12 protein-coding genes and 1 tRNA gene are annotated in these 17,174 nt (G+C 72.3%); 3 read left to right on the top strand and 10 right to left on the bottom strand.

The window, feature by feature from the left end:
* Window positions 1–4 precede the first annotated feature (4 nt).
* Both FDM97_RS06270 and FDM97_RS06265 read left to right on the top strand, forming a co-directional pair.
* Window positions 5–2,788, top strand: a complete 2,784-nt coding sequence (locus tag FDM97_RS06270) for an FtsX-like permease family protein (protein WP_137994687.1) — start codon at window positions 5–7, stop codon at window positions 2,786–2,788.
* Entirely contained in the window at window positions 2,785–3,765 is a 981-nt protein-coding gene (locus FDM97_RS06265; RefSeq protein WP_137989262.1) for an ABC transporter ATP-binding protein, read from the top strand. Before FDM97_RS06270 ends, FDM97_RS06265 begins: the two co-directional genes overlap by 4 nt.
* Window positions 3,766–3,926: 161 nt before the next feature.
* Here the strand turns inward: FDM97_RS06265 and FDM97_RS06260 are convergent, their stop codons facing one another.
* From FDM97_RS06260 to FDM97_RS06225, 8 genes are all read right to left on the bottom strand, one after another.
* A complete protein-coding gene (locus tag FDM97_RS06260; protein WP_137989261.1) occupies window positions 3,927–4,592 on the bottom strand; it encodes a hypothetical protein in 666 nt (221 codons plus the stop codon).
* Window positions 4,589–5,011, bottom strand: a complete 423-nt coding sequence (locus tag FDM97_RS06255; RefSeq protein ID WP_137989260.1) for an acyl-CoA thioesterase — start codon at window positions 5,009–5,011, stop codon at window positions 4,589–4,591. The genes FDM97_RS06260 and FDM97_RS06255 overlap by 4 nt, the downstream gene beginning before the upstream one ends.
* Window positions 5,012–5,013: 2 nt before the next feature.
* On the bottom strand, window positions 5,014–6,678 hold the full coding sequence (gene ettA / locus FDM97_RS06250; RefSeq protein ID WP_137989259.1) for an energy-dependent translational throttle protein EttA: 1,665 nt from the start codon (window positions 6,676–6,678) through the stop codon (window positions 5,014–5,016).
* Window positions 6,679–6,860: 182 nt separating this feature from the next.
* Window positions 6,861–7,421: a DinB family protein gene (locus FDM97_RS06245; protein ID WP_137989258.1), complete on the bottom strand. Its 561-nt coding sequence runs from the start codon at window positions 7,419–7,421 to the stop codon at window positions 6,861–6,863.
* A 140-nt stretch (window positions 7,422–7,561) separates the two neighbouring features.
* Window positions 7,562–8,956, bottom strand: a complete 1,395-nt coding sequence (locus tag FDM97_RS06240; RefSeq protein WP_137989257.1) for a Cys-Gln thioester bond-forming surface protein — start codon at window positions 8,954–8,956, stop codon at window positions 7,562–7,564.
* A 273-nt stretch (window positions 8,957–9,229) separates the two neighbouring features.
* A complete protein-coding gene (locus FDM97_RS06235) occupies window positions 9,230–9,700 on the bottom strand; it encodes a single-stranded DNA-binding protein (protein WP_137989256.1) in 471 nt (156 codons plus the stop codon).
* 127 nt (window positions 9,701–9,827) lie between these two features.
* Window positions 9,828–11,627 (bottom strand): GTPase, encoded by a 1,800-nt coding sequence (locus tag FDM97_RS06230; protein ID WP_254705519.1) that lies wholly within the window; start codon window positions 11,625–11,627, stop codon window positions 9,828–9,830.
* 6 nt (window positions 11,628–11,633) lie between these two features.
* On the bottom strand, window positions 11,634–13,241 hold the full coding sequence (locus FDM97_RS06225; RefSeq protein ID WP_137989255.1) for a dynamin family protein: 1,608 nt from the start codon (window positions 13,239–13,241) through the stop codon (window positions 11,634–11,636).
* Between the two features lie 302 nt (window positions 13,242–13,543).
* On the opposite strand from FDM97_RS06225, the gene FDM97_RS06220 reads away from it, so the two are divergent.
* Window positions 13,544–13,616 (top strand) — tRNA-Arg (locus FDM97_RS06220).
* A 429-nt stretch (window positions 13,617–14,045) separates the two neighbouring features.
* Here FDM97_RS06220 and FDM97_RS06210 read toward each other — a convergent pair.
* Window positions 14,046–16,349: an ABC transporter permease gene (locus FDM97_RS06210; RefSeq protein WP_137989254.1), complete on the bottom strand. Its 2,304-nt coding sequence runs from the start codon at window positions 16,347–16,349 to the stop codon at window positions 14,046–14,048.
* Window positions 16,346–17,056 (bottom strand): ABC transporter ATP-binding protein, encoded by a 711-nt coding sequence (locus FDM97_RS06205; protein WP_137989253.1) that lies wholly within the window; start codon window positions 17,054–17,056, stop codon window positions 16,346–16,348. Before FDM97_RS06205 ends, FDM97_RS06210 begins: the two co-directional genes overlap by 4 nt.
* Between the last annotated feature and the right edge of the window lie 118 nt (window positions 17,057–17,174).

Below are 17,174 nucleotides of genomic sequence, written 5' to 3'. Positions count from 1 at the left end.
CGACATGCCCCGCAAGGACGGCAGACCCGCTCGCGCCGTGGCGCCCTGGGTGCGGACCCGGCTGCGGACCGCGCCGGGGACGGCATGGGCCTTCGCGCTCCTCGTCCTGGTCACCGCGTTCCTCGCGGCCGCCCTCCCCCGTACCGTCGACGTGTACGAGACCGAGGGCCTGCGGCACGACATCTCCACCGCGGCCCCCCGCAACACCGTCCTCGACATCACGAGCCAGCCGCCGCCTCCCAACCTGCCGCTCGCCTCCCGGCAGTACGGCATGCGGCCCGGTCCGCTGGCCCGGAGCCGGTCCGCGCTTGAGCGGCTGCTGCCGGCCCCGCTGCGCATCGACGCGGCCGAGTCGGTGCACGGCGTACGGACCACCACACGGGTCATCGGCCTCGATCCCTGGCTCCCGCAGCCGTACAAGCTGCCCCCGGAGTTCGTCCTGTCCGCCCCGTCGGCGCTCGACCGGCACGCGACGGTACGGGAGGGCCGGCTGCCCTCGAAGGCGGACCCGGCCAAGGGCACCAGCGAGGCCGCCGTGACCGCCGAGACGGCGAAGTCGCTGCGTCTGAAGGTCGGTTCGGTGGTGCACGTGCCGGCCCGCTACTCCCTGACCCCGCTCGCGGTGACCGTCACCGGCATCGTCGAGCCGGTGCGCCCGCAGGGCGGCTACTGGTCGGTCGAGCCGCTGCTGCGCACCCCCGCGTACGCGGTCAAGCCCGGCGGCGACGGCACCCAGTTCTACTGGCAGGCCGCGCTGCTGCTGCCGCCGGAGGGCGGTCCCGTACTCCTGGTGAGCAACGGCGATCCGGAGCTGTACTGGCGCCTCGCCCTCGTCTCCGGCCATCTCTCCGCGCAGGACGAGCCCCGCCTGCGCGCCACGATCGCCTCGCTCTCCAGCGGCCCCGATCTGGTGAAGGTCCGGGAGGTCGTCGGGCCGAGCGGCGCGGTCGGCACCGGCCTCGACGAGATCGTCGAGGCGTACCGGGGGATGCGTACGGCGATCGCGCCGGTCGTCGCCGTCGCGGCGTTCGGCATCGGCGCAGTCGCGGCGGTCGTACTCGCCATGACGGGCGGCCTGTTCGCGGCCCGGCGCGCCGCCGAACTGGCGCTGCTGCGCTCGCGCGGCGGCTCGACGGCCGGGATCGGCGTACGGCTGCTCGGCGAGACGGCCGTCCTCGCCCTGCCCGCCGCCGGCCTCGGTCTGCTCCTCGCGACGCTCGCGTTCCCCGGGGCCCGCTTCCTGCCCGCCCTGGCCGCGGCCGGGGCGGTCGCGCTGCTCGCCGCCCTGGCGCTGCCGCTGCGCGCGCTGTTCCTGCACCGGGGGCCCCTCACGCGCGGCGGCCGCGAGGACCTGGTCGACGCTCGCCCGTCCCGGGGCCGTACGGTCGCCGAGCTCACCCTCCTCGCCCTGGCCGTCGGCGCGGTCGCCGCGCTGCGCCGCCGCGGCACGGAGGATTCCGGGGACTATCTGATCAGCTCGGCCCCGGTGCTGGTCGCGCTGATCGCCGCGCTGGTTCTCGTACGGCTCTATCCGCTGCCGCTGCGCTGGGCGACCCGGCCGGCGCGCAGACTGCGCGGCGCGGTCGGCTTCCTGTCGCTCGCCCGCGCCGGGCGGTCCTCGGCGACCGGCGCGCTGCCGCTGCTCGCGCTGCTCGTGGCGCTGACGACGGCCGCGTTCGGCGGCTCGGTGCTCGCCGGGGTCGCCGACGCGCGCGACCGGGCCGCGCTCCTGGAGACCGGCGCGGACGCGCGGGTGTCGGGGAACGCGGACGCCGTGAAGCTGCCGGACGGGATGGCGGCGGCGGTGCGGGAGACGGCGGGGGTACGGGACGTGGCCCCGGTCCAGGTCGAGTACGGCATCGCGCTGCCGACCGGGACGGGCCTCGCGCCGGAGCTCCGCACCTCGGCCCTGGTGGGCGTGGAGCCGGAGTCGTACACCCGGCTCGCCCGGCAGACCGGCTTCGGCCCCTTCCCCGCAGACCTGCTGAAGTCCACCGGGACGGGCGGCCGGGTCGACTACAACCGGGTCCTGCCGGCGATCGCCTCCCCCGAGGTCGCGGAGCGGCTCGGCACCGAGCCCCAGGACGTGGTCGCGGCGGCCGGCGAGTTCAAGGTGCGGATCGTGGCGGTACGGAGCTCCACGCCGGCCCTGCCCGGCGCGGACTTCCTGCTGGTCAACGCGGCCGACCTGACCCATCGGGCGGACACCGTGCTGCTGGCCTCCGGGCCGTCGGTGGACGGGGAGGCGCTGCGGTCCGCGGTCGCGAAGAAGTCCCCCGACTTCTCGGTGGTGCTGCGCACCGAGCAGCGGGCCGCGTATGTGGACTCGCCGATGCAGGCGGGCGCCGAGCGGATCTACCTGGCGGCGATCGGCGTGGGCGCGGGCTACGCGGTGCTCGCCGTCCTGCTGTCGCTCCTGCAGTCCGCGCCGGAACGGGCCACGCTCCTCGCGCGCCTGCGGACGATGGGCCTGACCCGGCGGCAGGGCAGGCGGCTGCTCGGACTCGAAGCGCTGCCGCAGGCGCTGCTCGCGGCGGTCGGCGGAACCCTCGTCGGCTGGGCCACGATCCTGCTGCTCGCGCCGGGCGTGGATCTGGTCCGGCTCTCGCTTGCGGCGGCGCCGGGGCTCGCCACGCTCGACGGCGCGCCCCTGCGGGCGGACCCGTGGTCGCTGGGGCTGCCGGCCGTGAGCGTGGTGGTCCTGACAGGGGTGGCGGCGGCCCTTCAGGCGTGGTGGTCGACGCGCAGAGGCTCGATCAAGGAACTCAGGGCAGGAGACGCACGATGACCGACATCAGCCTCGCGGAGCTGGAGCAGCGGGCCACGGCGCGCCGCGACCGTCCCTCGTACGGCCACGACGCGCTGATCGCCTGCGACCGGCTGGTACGCATCTTTTCCGACCGGGGGTCCGGGGGTCGCCCCCCGGGTCAGCACAGCACGGCGGACGGGGTGGAGGTGCAGGCGCTCCAGGGCCTCGATCTCCTGGTGGAGGAGGGCGAGTTGATGGCCCTGGTCGGGGCGTCGGGCAGTGGCAAGTCGACGCTGATGAACATCCTGGCGGGACTCGACGTGCCGACGGCGGGCGCGGCGAAGGTCGCGGGCTGCGATCTCCTTGCCATGGACGCGAAGGCCCGGCTGCGGTACCGGCGGGACGTGGTGGGCTTCGTCTGGCAGCAGACGGCGCGCAACCTGCTCCCGTATCTGACCGCCGCTCAGAACGTGGCGCTGCCGATGCAGTTGCGGGGCCGTTCGAAGCGGAAGGCCGAGCGGGCGGAGGAGCTGCTCGCGATGCTGGAGGTCGCGGACTGCCGGGACCGGCGCCCGTACCAGATGTCGGGCGGTCAGCAGCAGCGGGTCGCGATCGCGGTCGCGCTGGCCAACTCCCCCTCGGTGCTGCTCGCCGACGAGCCGACGGGCGAGCTGGACTCGGCGACGGGCGAGCAGGTCTTCGCGGCCTTCCGCCGCGCCAACGAGGAGCTGGGCACGACGATCGTGATCGTCACCCACGACCAGGCGGTCGCCTCCGAGGTCCGCCGCACGGTCGCCATCCGCGACGGCCGCACCTCCTCGGAGGTCCTGCGCCGCACGGAGGTCGACGCGGAGGGCCAGGAGTCGGTGGTGGCCCGCGAGTACGCGATGCTGGACCGCGCGGGGCGGCTGCAGCTGCCGGCGGAGTACACGGAGACGCTGGGCATGGAGCACCGCGTGATGCTGGAACTGGAACAGGACCACATCGGGGTCTGGCCGGACGACACGGCCCGCTAGCTCGGCCGGAAGCCGCACTGTTCGTTGAACGGCGGCGAGGTGGGGCTCGTGGTCGACCTGGGGCTCGTGGTCGACGAGGGGCTCGTGCTCGACGTGGGGCTCGTGCTCGATGAGGGGCCCGTGGTCGGCGAGGGGCCGTCGGCCCGCCCCTCCGGTCCGGATCAGCGTGCCGCGGCGCCCGGGGTGACCGTGAGGGACATCGGCACGGTACGGAGCGCGATCGAGCCGTACGGGGTGCGCAGCCGGAGCCAGGGCCCCGAGGCGAACAGGGCGACCGGCATCTCCTGCGGCGGCAGGAAGCCCAGCGACTGGGCGGCGTGCACGGCCCGCAGGGGCAGCTCGGTGGCGGCGAGGGTCCGGGACCAGATCTCGCGGCCGATACGGTCCCGCTCGGCCCTGGTGCGCCGGCCCTCGGGCAGCTCCTCGTCCCGGGCCCGGAATTCGGCGACGGCGGCGGCGACCGCGCCCCTCATCTCCGCGGCGCCGGGTACTCCGGCGACCGGCTCCCAGCCGCCACGGGGCGGCAGGACGCCGGCCCACGGCGGCCCGGTGACGGCGTCGGGGACGACGGCCTTGCCGGCCGACTCCTCGATCCCTTCGAGGAGCTCACCGGCCGAGACGGTGATGTCCAGATCCACCGCGTCGACCAGCCGCGCCGTGCGGATGGCGAGCACCTCGAACGACGGCGGCCGCCCGAACACGGCGAGCGCCCCGCCCCCCGCCTGGAGGCGGACGGCGGCGGCGCGGTCGTAGTGGATCAGCCGGGCCAGGAAGGCGGCGAGATCCGCCGCCTCCCGGGCGTCGGCGAAGTGCAGCGGCGCGATCATGCGGCTGACGTCATCCCGTCGTCGACGTACTCCTGGAGGAACGCCCGCTCCTCCGCGCTGATCCTCCGCGGCCGCTGCGCCTCCAGGTCGAAGGGCACGACAACCGTGGAGGCCCGTACGTACGTGACGTCCGGGTCCTTGATCTCGTACGCGATCGTCAGGGACGCCGCGCCTATCTTCGTGACCCACGACTCGATGGTGACCGGCGTGTGCCGGTGCACCAGCGGCCGTACGTAGTCGATCTCGTGCCGGGCCACGACGGACCCGCCGGAGAACGACGGCGAACCGTCGCCCGGCGCCAGCCGGAACATGAAGTCGATCCGCGCCTCTTCCAGATACCGGAGGAAGACGACGTTGTTGACGTGCCCGAAGGCGTCCATGTCCGACCAGCGCAGGGGACAGCTGTAGATATGGCGCACGCTCAGCCTCGGGTCAGCTTCTTGTACGTGGCGCGGTGCGGACGGGCCGCGTCCGGGCCGAGGCGCTCGATCTTGTTCTTCTCGTAGGACTCGAAGTTGCCCTCGAACCAGAACCACTTCGAGTCGCCCTCGTACGCCAGGATGTGCGTGGCGACCCGGTCGAGGAACCAGCGGTCGTGGGAGACGACCACGGCCGCACCCGGGAACTCGAGGAGCGCGTTCTCGAGCGAGGACAGGGTCTCGACGTCGAGGTCGTTGGTCGGCTCGTCGAGGAGCAGCAGGTTGCCGCCCTGCTTGAGGGTGAGCGCGAGGTTGAGGCGGTTGCGCTCACCACCGGAGAGCACGCCGGCCGGCTTCTGCTGATCGGGACCCTTGAACCCGAACGCGGAGACGTACGCACGCGAAGGCATTTCGACGTGCCCCACGTTGATGTAGTCCAGCTCGTCGGAGACGACGGCCCACAGCGTCTTCTTGGGGTCGATGTTGGCGCGGCTCTGGTCGACGTACGAGATCTTGACGGTCTCGCCGACCTTGATGTCGCCGGAGTCCGGGGTCTCGAGGCCCTGGATCATCTTGAAGAGCGTGGTCTTGCCGGCGCCGTTGGGCCCGATGACTCCGACGATTCCGTTCCGCGGCAGCGTGAAGGAGAGGTCGTCGATGAGGACCTTCTCGCCGAAGGCCTTGGAGAGGTTGTTGACCTCGACGACGATGGAGCCCAGACGCGGGCCCGGCGGGATCTGGATCTCCTCGAAGTCCAGCTTCCGCATCTTGTCGGCCTCGGCGGCCATCTCCTCGTAGCGAGCGAGACGGGCCTTGGACTTGGCCTGGCGCCCCTTGGCGTTCGACCGCACCCACTCGAGCTCCTCCTTCAGACGCTTCGCACGCTTGGCGTCCTTCTGGCCCTCGACCTTGAGGCGGGTCGCCTTGGTGTCGAGGTAGGTGGAGTAGTTGCCCTCGTAGGGGTGGGCGCGACCGCGGTCGAGCTCGAGGATCCACTCGGCGACGTTGTCGAGGAAGTACCGGTCGTGGGTGACGGCGACGACGGTGCCGGGGTACTTGGCGAGGTGCTGCTCCAGCCACTGCACGGACTCGGCGTCCAGGTGGTTGGTGGGCTCGTCGAGAAGCAGCAGGTCGGGGGCCTCGAGGAGGAGCTTGCAGAGCGCGACGCGGCGCTTCTCACCACCGGAGAGGTTGGTGACGGGCCAGTCACCGGGCGGGCAGCCCAGCGCGTCCATGGCCTGCTCCAGCTGCGCGTCCAGGTCCCACGCGTTGGCGTGGTCGAGGTCCTCCTGGAGCTTGCCCATCTCCTCCATGAGCGCGTCCGAGTAGTCGGTCGCCATGAGCTCGGCGACCTCGTTGAAGCGGTGCAGCTTCCCCATGATCTCGGCGGCGCCGTCCTGCACGTTCTGCAGCACGGTCTTGGACTCGTCGAGCGGCGGCTCCTGGAGGAGCATGCCGACGGTGTAGCCCGGCGACAGGAAGGCGTCACCGTTGGAGGGCTGCTCGAGCCCGGCCATGATCTTGAGGACGGTGGACTTACCGGCACCGTTCGGGCCGACCACACCGATCTTCGCACCGGGCAGGAAGCTCAGCGTCACGTCATCGAGGATGACCTTGTCGCCGTGCGCCTTGCGCGTCTTGCGCATCGTGTAGATGTACTCAGCCAAGAGAAACCGTCCGGCAAAGAGTGAGTGGGCAGATACACCCCATCTTGCCTGACCGCCACCCCCAGGCGGAAACCAGTACCTGGCGGGGCCCCTGACCTGCGGGGTTCCGGGAGCGTCTCGGTAGCCGAGTTGTCACTGCCGGTGTTCGGGGCCCCGGGCGGCCCCGAACTCGTCGGCCGTCGTCACTGGCCGACCCTTCCGTCGACGCGCTCGCGCAACAGGTCGGCGTGCCCGCAGTGGCGGGCGTACTCCTCGATCCTGTGCACCATCAGCTCCCGAACCGCGATCCCGTCCTTCGCCAGGCGCTCGCTCAGATCGGGGTACGCGGCCAGCGCGGCGTCGGCCGCGGCCTGCTCGCGCTCCAGGTCGGCGTACGCGGCGTCGACCTCGGCCCGATCGGCGATCGCTCCGTCGAAGTCACCGTCGTCCTCGCCGTACAGCGTCGGCAGCGGATCGCCGTCGCTGATCCAGTTGCGCCAGTCCCGTTCCACCTCGGCGAGGTGCCGGATCAGGCCGAGCAGCGACATCGTCGACGGCGGAACCGACCGACGGGCCAGCTGCTCCGCGTCCAGGCCCTCGCACTTCATCCGCAGGGTCATGCGGTAGCCGGACAGGAAGTCCTGCAGCGTCGCCCGCTCGCCTTCCGGACTGGCACCTTCGCTGTTGCGGGGGTCGTCGTTCGGGTCGGCCCACATGTCGGGGTAGACGGTGGCCTGGCTCCATCGTGCGGGTTGATCGCTCATGCGCTTCATGATCGTCCGCGAGGGGCCGGGCGCGCCAGTGTGTTTCGGCCTTCGCTCCGGCCGTCGAGGCGATCGGCACGTGCGACGGCCCCGCCGCGCGGTGGGCGCGGCGGGGCCGTCGGTGAGGGTGTTGCTCGGTGTTACTGGCCGGTGGTCTTCTTCTTGCGGAGGAAGAACACCGCGCCGCCGCCGAGGAGCACGAGGGCCGCGGCGATGCCGGCGATCATCGGGGTGGCGTTGGAGCTGCCGGTCTCGGCGAGGTCGCCGCCGCCCGTGGTGGAGCCGGTGGAGCCGCCCGTGGTGGAGCCGCCGGCCGTGGCCGGGGAGGGCTCGGTGGACGGGGTGGTGGACGGGGCCGGGGTGGCCGTCTTGCAGTCGAGGACGCCCTTGAAGGTCTTCTCGAAGCCGTTCGGGCCGGTAATGGTGAAGTCGTACGCCTGGTCCTCGGCGAGCGGGACCGTCACGGTCTTGGACTCACCGGCGGCGATCGTGTACTTCATGCCCTTCAGCTCGAAGGTGAAGTCCTGGTCGCCCTCGTTGGAGGCGGTGATGTCCAGGCCGCCCTTGGCGCAGTTCTTCTCGGCCGAGACGGCCGGGATCGCGCCCTTCGTCGCCCAGGTCGCGGAGGCCTTGGCCTCGACCGTCGAGGTGCTGGTGCCGGCCAGGATCAGGGTCTGGCTCTTGACCTTGGTGGAGACGAACGCGCGGCCGATCGGGACCGTCGTGTCGGCCTTCACGTTCAGCTCGGCGGAGCCGTCGGCCGTGCCGGCCGGGACGTCGAAGAAGACCTGGTCGCCGTTGGCGGCCGTGGTGACGACCTTGCCGTCCTTGTCCACGATCTTCACGCCGGCCGGGGAGCCGGGGGCGAGGGAGACCGTGGCCGTCGCGGCGTTGGTGTTCACCGTGATCGGGCCGAGGCGCTCACCGGCCTTGCCGGCGACGGAGGAGGGAGCGAGGCTGAGGGAGGCCTTGGGCTCCTCCAGGTTCTGCGCGTTCTTCTCCAGGTACTCGGTCAGCTTCTTGGCGTCGTCGTCGACCGGCGTGGCCTCGACGTCGTCGGAGAAGTGCCAGATGGCGGCCTGCGTGGCGGCCGCGGCGGTCTTCTCGGTGAGGTTCGTGGCGCCGACCTTCTTGGCCAGGGCGTCGAGGTCGTTCACCTGCGGGTAGGAGTTCTGCAGGATCCAGCGGATCTTGCCGGCGTCCTGGTTGTCGTGCAGGGAGGACTGCTCCCAGCCGACCTCCTTGTACTCCTCGTCCTTCAGCGCGGCCGTGTGCAGGTCGATGCAGTACGTCTGGATCGACCCGCCGGGCTTGACCGTCATCTCGAAGAGACCAGCGGAGACATTCCGGTCGCCGATCTTCACCTTGTCGAAGATCTTCAGGTCACCGAGCGTGGCAGTCGCGCCGCCCGTCCCCTGCAGACCCTCGTCGGCCGCCGCCGGTCCCGCGACGGCTATCGCGCCCGCAGCGACAAGGCCGGAGACCATGGTCGCGGCGGCAAGGCGGGCAACGCCGCGCCTCCGAACAGAAAACATGAATTTCCCCTCCGGGCGAGCTGCTCCGTGTCATTGGTCGAGACACGTGGGGGGAGCGCATCGCCAGCAGACTCACAGACCCAGTTGACTCAAGTAGTCGACTCAAGCGCTGACTCAAGTCCCGTATGAGTACCCGGGAATCCTATGGATGGGGAAGAGCCGGGTGCCCGTTCGTACGGTCTGATAACCATTCCGAATCGGAATCGTTATGTGCGGGGCCCGCGCGGCAGGAATGCGCTGGTCACGGTGTCGACAAATCCCCACAACTCCCGGTCAGGCCACGGGTTCCAGGACCTTCGGCTCCTCCGCCCCCTCCCACGGGTCCCGCTCGCCGCCCCCGTTCCCCTGCCGTTCCGTCAGACCTGGTCCCCCCTTCACCACCCGCCGGAACGCCGCCGTGCCGCGCGTCAGATCGTGGCCCACCGCCAGCGCGTCGATGTCCACGAACGTCCGCCGCCGGGCGTCCGGCCTGCCCTCCTCCGGCTCCTCCTCCCGTACCCTCAACCGGCCGTGCACCACCAGCGGTTCGCCCACGGAGACCGAGGCGGCGAGGTTGGCGCCGAGCGCCCGCCAGGCGAACACCGTGTAGAAGCTGGTGTGTCCGTCGGACCAGGTGCCCCGCTCCCGGTCCCAGCGGCGCGCGGTCACCGCGAACCGGAACCGGGCCACCCCGCCCGTCGCCGTGTCCCGGTACTCGACGCTCGTCGCCACGTTCCCGACGAGCGTCACCATCGTGTCGTTCATGTCCCTCCCCTTTCCCGAACCCTTCGGCCGGTTCCATGCTGGACCGATCGGAGGCAGCCCGCCGCAGCCTGTGGAGGGACGACGCCCTGGGGAAAAGACCGTCACCCGCGGGAGTGAAAGGAGACCCTCACCGCATCCGCGCACCCGCCCTCGTACCGCCCCACCGCATCGCCCCGCCCAGCCGCGTGACCCGCGCGCCCGACCGGGTCCCCGACACCGTCACGTACTGGTCGCGCACCTCCCGGTAGCGCATCAACTCCGCCGAGATCGGGTCCAGGACCCGCGCCCGCCCGCAGCCGGCCGCCGCCTCCCGCAGCTTCCGTTCGGCCTCCTGCCCGTACCGCCGCGCCGGGCCCTTGACGGCGCCCGCGCACGCCCACTCCACCAGCGGTCCGCCGACGATGCCGGCGAGCATGATGAGGACGGGCGGCAGCAGCCCGGGCGGCACCACGCCGACGATCTGGCCGACCAGCCACAGCGCGCCGAAGATCTGCAGGAGCGTCATCAGGGCCTGTGCCAGGACGGCGGCCGGCCACCAGGCGGGCCGCGGCGGGCGGGCGGCCGGGTCCCCGAGGGTCACCGTGAGCTCGTCGAGCGCCTCGGGGAGCCCGTCCGCCCCCCGTACCGCCGCCTCGCGCACCGCCTGCGCCCAGGGCGCCGGAAGTCCCCGCGAGGCCTCGTCGGCGACGATCCGTACCGCCTGTTCCACGCGCTGGCGCGCCGTCAGTTCGTCCTCCACCGGCGCCTGGAGACGCGGGTCCGTCGAGCCGTACGCGCGGATCCGCTCGTACCAGCGGTAGAGCCGCAGCCAGGGGGTGCCGCAGGCGCGGATGGCGCCCCGGCGCCAGACGCGTTCGGCGGCCTCGCCGGCCGCGACGGCGCCGACCGCGACCGCGAGCCGGGCCGCGAAGTCCTCCCGTGCCCGCTCCCCCAGACCGGTCTGGCCGTCGGCGACGTACACCGGGCGGAGCCGGGCCGCCGCCGCGTCGACGTCGGCCGAGAGCCGGAGCGCGGGCGCGGTCCGCTCCTGGACGAACCGGCCGAGGAGTTCGCGCAGTTCGCCCACGCCGTCCCCGGTGAGCGCGGAGAGAGCGAGGACGGTGGCGCCGGGCTCCCCGTGTTCGCCGAGAGCCATGCCGTCCTCGTCGAGGAGGCGGCGCAGGTCGTCCAGGACGAGGTCGGCGGCCTCGACGCCCAGCCGGTCGATCTGGTTGAGGACGACGAAGGTGACCTCGGCATGGCCGGCGAGCGGGCGCAGATAGCGCTCGTGGAGCACGGCGTCGGCGTACTTCTCGGGGTCCACGACCCAGATCACGGCGTCGACAAGGCCGAGGACCCGGTCGACCTGGTCGCGGTGGGTGGTGACGGCCGAGTCGTGGTCGGGCAGGTCGATCAGGACGAGCCCCTGCAGGTCCTCGTCGGCGGCGCCGCCGGCGAGCGGGCGGCGCCGGAGCCGGCCGGGGACGGCGAGCCGGTCCAGGAGCCCCGCGGAGCCCTCGGACCAGCTGAGCGCGATGGGCGCGGCGGTGGTGGGGCGGCGCAGTCCCGTCTCGGAGACGGGGACGCCGGCGAGGGCGTTGAAGAGCGTCGACTTGCCGCTGCCGGTGGGGCCGGCGATGGCCACGACGGTGTGGCGGGCCGAGAGCCGCTGCCGGGCCGCGGCCTCGTCGAGTACGCGTCCGGCCTCGGCGAGCGTGTCGTTCTCGAGTCGCGTACGGGAGAGGCCGACGAGCTCGTGGAGGGCGTCGAGCCGGGTGCGCAGAGAGCCACCGTACCGGCCGCCCAGGGGCGGGAGGCTGTCCTCCTCCGTCTGCCCGCCCTCGGGGGCCGGATGCGGGTTCTCGGGCATGGGCCCGGCCGCGCGGCGCGCGATCAGTCCGTCGTCCCAGTGGTCGTCCCAGCGCTCGTCCACCGTGCTGCTGCTCACCGGTCCTCACTTCTCCTTCTGCAGTACGGAGAGCGCGGCGATCAGCTCCGCCTGCGGCTCGGGGGTCACGTCGAGGGCTTCCAGGGGGGCCAGGCGCCGGTCGCGTTCGGTGTGCAGGGCGCGGTCGAGGTACGTCATGACGAGTTCGCCGCCCTTGTCGCGCAGGCGCAGGGCGCCCTGGGCGCCGAGGAGTTCGGCGAGCCGTTCGCCACCGCTGCGGGTGCGGCGGCCGCCGAGGAGAGCGGCGGCGAGCAGGGCGGCGACGGTGTCGGCCTCGGGCGCCGCGGTGCGGGCGCTGCCCGGTCGCTCCGTGCTGCGGAGCTCTTCCTCGGCCAGCTCTTCGAGGACGCGCCGCCAGCGCCGTACGGTCATCTCGATCCGCTCGCTCGCCTCCCGGTCGGGGGCGGCCTGCGGGGCGCCGAGGGCGGCCGCGGCGGGTTCGCGGCGCCAGGAGTCCCGTACGCGTTCGTCGGCGGCGGCGACCGCGCACTGGAGGAGGGCGGCGAGGGACTCGACGAGGGCGTCGAGGAGTTCGCCGGCGGTGCTGTCGCGGGGGTAGCCGCGCCAGCGGGTACGGGCGTCGCCGGCCAGGACGGCGCCGCGGCGCAGCTCCTGCCGGACGCGCTCGCCCTCTTCCTCGTACGCCGCCTCGACGACAGCCCCGAGCCGGACGGCGGCCGCGTACTGGGCGGCGACCGCCCCGGCGAGCTCGGGCATCCGGGTGTCGAGGGAGCCGATGACGCCGGTGGCGGTACGACTGACGGCCTGCTGGCGGGCGGCGGGGTCCTGGGCGCGGTGGGCGAGCCAGGCGCGCAGCGGGGCGACGGCGGTGTCGGGCAGCAGTCCGCTGCCGCCGCCGGCGGACTCGGGCAGCTCGGGGATGGTGAACCGCGGCACGTCCCCGAGACCCGCCTTGTGGAGCAGGGCCTCGTACTGCCGGGAGACCTCGCCGATGATCTGGTGGGGGACGCGGTCGAGGACGGTGACGAGCGTGGCGTCGTACTCCTTGGCGGTACGGAGCAGGTGCCAGGGGATGGCGTCGGCGTACCGCGAGGCGGTCGTGACCATTACCCAGATGTCGGCGGCGCAGATCAACTCGGCGGCGAGCAGCCGGTTCTCGACGACGAGGGAATCGATGTCGGGGGCGTCGAGGAGGGCGAGCCCCTGGGCGAGGGCGGAGGAGGTCTCGACCCGCAGCGCGTTCTCCTCCGGGGGCTCCTCGGGCGGGTGGTCGTCGTCCTGGTGGGGCAGCCAGACGCGGGTGAGCTGGGGCAGGACGCGCATGCCGGCGAACCAGTGGTGGTCGTCGGGGTGGCAGACGAGCACGGGGGTACGCGTGGTGGGCCTGAGCACCCCCGCCTCGCTGACGCGCCGCCCCACAAGGGAGTTGACGAGGGTGGACTTGCCGGCTCCGGTGGAGCCGCCGACGACGGCGAGGAGGGGGGCGTCGGGGTCCTTGAGCCGTGGTACCAGATAGTCGTCGAGCTGGGCGAGGAGCTCGGCCCGGGTCTGGCGGGCGCGTGGAGCTCCTGGGAGGGGGAGGGGTAGACGCACGGCGGCGACACAGTCGCGCAGGGCGGAGAGTGCGTCGATCAGCTGAGGCCGTTCGTCCAAGGTCACCACATGCGAAGAATGCCCAATTTTGGAGCCTTTTTGAAGCGTATAGCGGTCCTACGCGCCGACCGAACAGCTGATGACACGGGCCTCAGGCATAACGAGTGCACAACACCCGAGCCAAGTGGCGTGAAAAGCGCTGCGGGAATCGCACCTGCCTGCGATTATCGTTCCGCTTCACCGAACCTCCACAACGTGCCACGCAGGTGAAGCAACCGGGCCAAGGGGATCGGAGCCCTATCCTTGACCCGACAGGCCACGCCCCACCCACCAGGGGCTCCCGGCCACCAGGCCACCACCCGGCCCCCGTAGCTCAGTGGATAGAGCAGGTGCCTTCTAAGCACTTGGCCGCAGGTTCGAGTCCTGCCGGGGGCGCTTTACCACGGACCCTCCTTCGGGAGGGTCTTTTGCTGGTCAAAGGCGGTTTTCGGACGGCTCGAGCGGGTCGGGAAAGGCGCTCCCGATGACTAGACGTGTCCGGCAGAATCCGGTCAGGGGCGGCCCTTGGCGGCTGGATTTTCCGAAAACGTCCCGACGGTCTCGGGGCCGACCGCTGCCTCGCTTCCCCGCCGCCGGGTTCCCCGGGTGGATGACAGTGAGCTGCCCCGACCGGCACGGGGCGCGGCGATGCGAGCGAAGAAGCGAAGATCGCGACCAGGTCGTGCGGCGTGCTCCCGCGGAGGGCCGCACACCACAGATACGGATCGCCGACGGCAGGCTCAGCCCACGCTGCCGGCCGAGCCTCCTGGGGTGCGCCGGGGCGGGGCCATCACGGCCCCGCCCCGGCGAGAGGACCGGGTGTCTCTACTCGTTGTGCAGGACCTTGGCGATGGTCAGCCGTGCCGCCGAACGGGCAGGGAGCAGCGCGCCGAGGACGGCGATCACCACGCCTGCCAGGGCCAACGCCACCAACTGCGGCAGGTGGTAGACGTCCTTCATGGACTCGGGGAAGGCGATGAAGCCCACGTGGTCCACCAGCAGCCGGTGGGCGGCCACCCCGAGCGGGATGCCGGCCAGCCCGGCGACCAGGCCGGGACCGGCCACCGAGGTCACCGTCATCAGTACGACCTGGCGGGGAGTCATCCCGATCGACTTGAGCATGCCGAGATCGCGTCGACGCTCCCGGGTGTTCAGCAGCACGGTGTTGAAGACGCCGAGCGCGGCCACGACCGACAGCAGCACGGTGAACACGGTGGAGAACCCGACCACGGTGGTGGTGGCGGCGTTGCCCGGTTCCTTCAGCTGCGGGTGCAGGCCCGGATCGATCCCGGCGACGGCCTCCTGAGCAGCTTGCGCATCGGCACCGGGAGCGAGGCGAACCAGGTACTCGATCACCTCCGCCTGCGGGGCGAGTACGCCCCTGGCCTGCCAGGTGGCCTCCATCGCCTGGGCATTGCCCTGGGCCAGCATGCCGACGAAGGCGACCTGCAACTGCCGGCCCTCCAAGTGGAGCGTGGTCCGGTCACCGACCGCGAAACCGTGCTGAGCCAGGAAGGCCGGCCCGGCCGCCACCTCGCCCAGCCCGGTCGGCCGGCGTCCCTGGACGATCGGTTCGGCGGAGTCGAGGCGGTCCCCGCGGTAGAAGTCGACGAAGACCGTGCCGCCCGCACCGGCCAGGCTCACTTTGGTGAACGCGCGCGCGGTCACCGTCGCCACCCCCGGCACCGCCCTCAGGCGCCGCTCGATCTCGCCGTCGCCGAGCACCGGCGGCGTCTGGCGGCCGGCTTCGGAACCCACCTGCACATGGATGGTGCCGCCCTCTCCCTTGCCGCTCTCGCCGTACGCGAGCATGGTGCCGGTCAGACCGGTGGTCAGGGTGACCGTGGTGACGCCGAGGGCGATGGCCGCCATGGTCAGCAGGGCGCGGCCCGGCCGGGCGAACGGCTGGCCCATGCCCAAACTGAGAGCCCGCGGCAGCCGGGAGCCGCTGAGACGGCGCTGCACCCGCAGGCCGCGCCTGGTGCTCGGCGCGCTGCCGGCGGAGATCGCCCGGGCCGCGGGCAGCCGGTGCGCGCGCAGGGCGGGGACCAGCGCGGTGAGCAGGACCAGCGTCGGCAAGCCGAGCAGGCAGACCACGGAGAGCCACGGACTGGCGTTGATCGACGCGGTGCCGGTCTCGATTCCGGAGAAGGCGATGCGCAGGACCGGCTCGGCGATCAGCGTGCCGACGAGGGTGCCGAGCACCGTGCCGAGCACGGTCGGCACGGAGAGCATCGTCAGGTAGACCGCGACCACCTGGTTCGGGGTGTAGCCGATGGCCTTGAGCACCCCGATGTGCCGGTAGCCGGAGACGACCGCGCCGCTGACCACGTTGCCGACGATCAGCACCGAGACCAGCAGGCCGAGCACGCCGAACAGCGTCATGAAGGGCAGATAGCCCTCGGCCTGTGCGGAGAATGCCTGCTTGAGCGTGAGATGGGACTGCGTGCCGATCACCGCTTCGGCGGGCAGACCGGCCGTGACCCGGTCCAGGTCGTCTTGCAGCTGTGCCTCGGAGCCGGGTGCGGTGAACCGATACAGCATCTGGAACGAGGCTGGGTGAAGGGCCTTGACCTGCTCGGGGGTGACCCAGGCGTTCGCCGACTTGCTCATGGAGACGGCGAAGCCGACCACCGTGAGCGTCGGCGCACCCGGGGACCGCAGCTTCTGGCCCAGCCACTTCGGGTTCGGGCTGCCGCCGACCGGCCAGTTCAGGACGAGTTCGCCCGGGGCGGAGGCCCAACGGCCTGCCAGCAGGTCCAGCCGGTCCACCGGGCCCGCCGAGTCTGCACGGCCCACCACGGTGAGGGCTCCGGGCCCCATCCAGAGCCAGTCCTCGGGGACCGTCACCACGGCCTGGCCGAACGGCCCGGCGGCGGCCTCGACGCCGGGCCGGCGGACGGTCGCGACGAGCCGCTCGTCCGAGACCCTCGCGGAGTCGAAGGCGACCACCGCGTGCGCACCGCGCTGCTGGGCGAAGGCCCGGTCGAAGGGGCCGGAGGCGGCGCTCAGCAGGGACAGTGCGAGCAGCACCGTCACCGAGGAGCAGAGGACGACCAGCCCGATCACGAAGGTCTGCACCCGCCGGCGTTTCACCGCGGCACGCGAGGCGCTCCACACCGCGCTCATGCGAGCCGCTCCAGGGTGCTCTCGCGGGCCACCCGGCCGTCGGCGACCTCGACCAGGCGGCTCGCGCAGCGGGTGGCCAGCTGCGGGTCGTGGGTGACGATCAGCAGGGTCTGGCCGATCTGGTTGAGGTCGATCAGCAGGTCCATCACCTGCTCGCCCGATCGACTGTCCAGCGCGCCGGTCGGCTCGTCGGCCAGCAGGAGCGCCGGCCGGTTCATCAAGGCCCGTGCCACCGCCACCCGTTGACGCTCGCCACCGCTGAGTGCGGCCGGGTAGGTGTTCCTGCGGTCCGCGACGCCGAGCTCGTCCAGGAGCTCCAGCGCGCGGCGGCGGGCCTGCCGGGCGGAGGTGCCGGTCAGCTGGGCGGCCAGCGCGACGTTGTCCAGGGCCGGAAGGTCGTCGATCAGGTTGAAGAACTGGAAGATCATGCCGACCTGCCGGCGCCGGAACAGCGCGAGCCCGGTCTCGTTCAGCCGGCCGAGGTCCTCGCCGTTGACCCGCACGGTGCCCGCGGTCGGACGGTCGAGGCCGGCCACCATGTTGAGCAGGGTGGACTTCCCGCAGCCGGACGGGCCCATCACCGCGACCGCCTCACCGGCGCGGACCTCCAGGTCAAGGCCGGCCAGTGCCTTGGTGTCGCCGTACTCCTTGTGCACGTCGTCCAGTTGGACGACGACCTGCCCCGCTCGGTCGTGATCTGTGGTCATGGCCCGAATGTAGGAGCGGCCGGGCGGCCGGATCGTCCCCCAGCGGATGTAACTGCCGGACGCGGCGTCAGGCAGGTCATCCCGCAGATGTACGGCAGCCGTCCTGGAGAAGGAGGTG

The organism is Streptomyces vilmorinianum (genome assembly GCF_005517195.1).
Lineage (GTDB): Bacteria > Actinomycetota > Actinomycetes > Streptomycetales > Streptomycetaceae > Streptomyces > Streptomyces vilmorinianum.
The sequence above is the reverse complement of the archived record's forward strand: the minus strand, read 5'-3'. Positions and strand labels throughout refer to the sequence as shown.

Excerpts from the sequence above, each read along its gene's own strand:
- FDM97_RS06245 (WP_137989258.1), bottom strand. The coding sequence starts at position 7,421 with ATGAGCGATCAACCCGCACGATGGAGCCAGGCCACCGTCTACCCCGAC.
- FDM97_RS06265 (WP_137989262.1), top strand. The coding sequence starts at position 2,785 with ATGACCGACATCAGCCTCGCGGAGCTGGAGCAGCGGGCCACGGCGCGC.
- FDM97_RS06270 (WP_137994687.1), top strand. The coding sequence starts at position 5 with ATGCCCCGCAAGGACGGCAGACCCGCTCGCGCCGTGGCGCCCTGGGTG.
- FDM97_RS06210 (WP_137989254.1), bottom strand. The coding sequence starts at position 16,349 with ATGAGCGCGGTGTGGAGCGCCTCGCGTGCCGCGGTGAAACGCCGGCGG.
- FDM97_RS06205 (WP_137989253.1), bottom strand. The coding sequence starts at position 17,056 with ATGACCACAGATCACGACCGAGCGGGGCAGGTCGTCGTCCAACTGGAC.
- FDM97_RS06260 (WP_137989261.1), bottom strand. The coding sequence starts at position 4,592 with ATGATCGCGCCGCTGCACTTCGCCGACGCCCGGGAGGCGGCGGATCTC.
- FDM97_RS06235 (WP_137989256.1), bottom strand. The coding sequence starts at position 9,700 with ATGAACGACACGATGGTGACGCTCGTCGGGAACGTGGCGACGAGCGTC.
- FDM97_RS06240 (WP_137989257.1), bottom strand. The coding sequence starts at position 8,956 with ATGTTTTCTGTTCGGAGGCGCGGCGTTGCCCGCCTTGCCGCCGCGACC.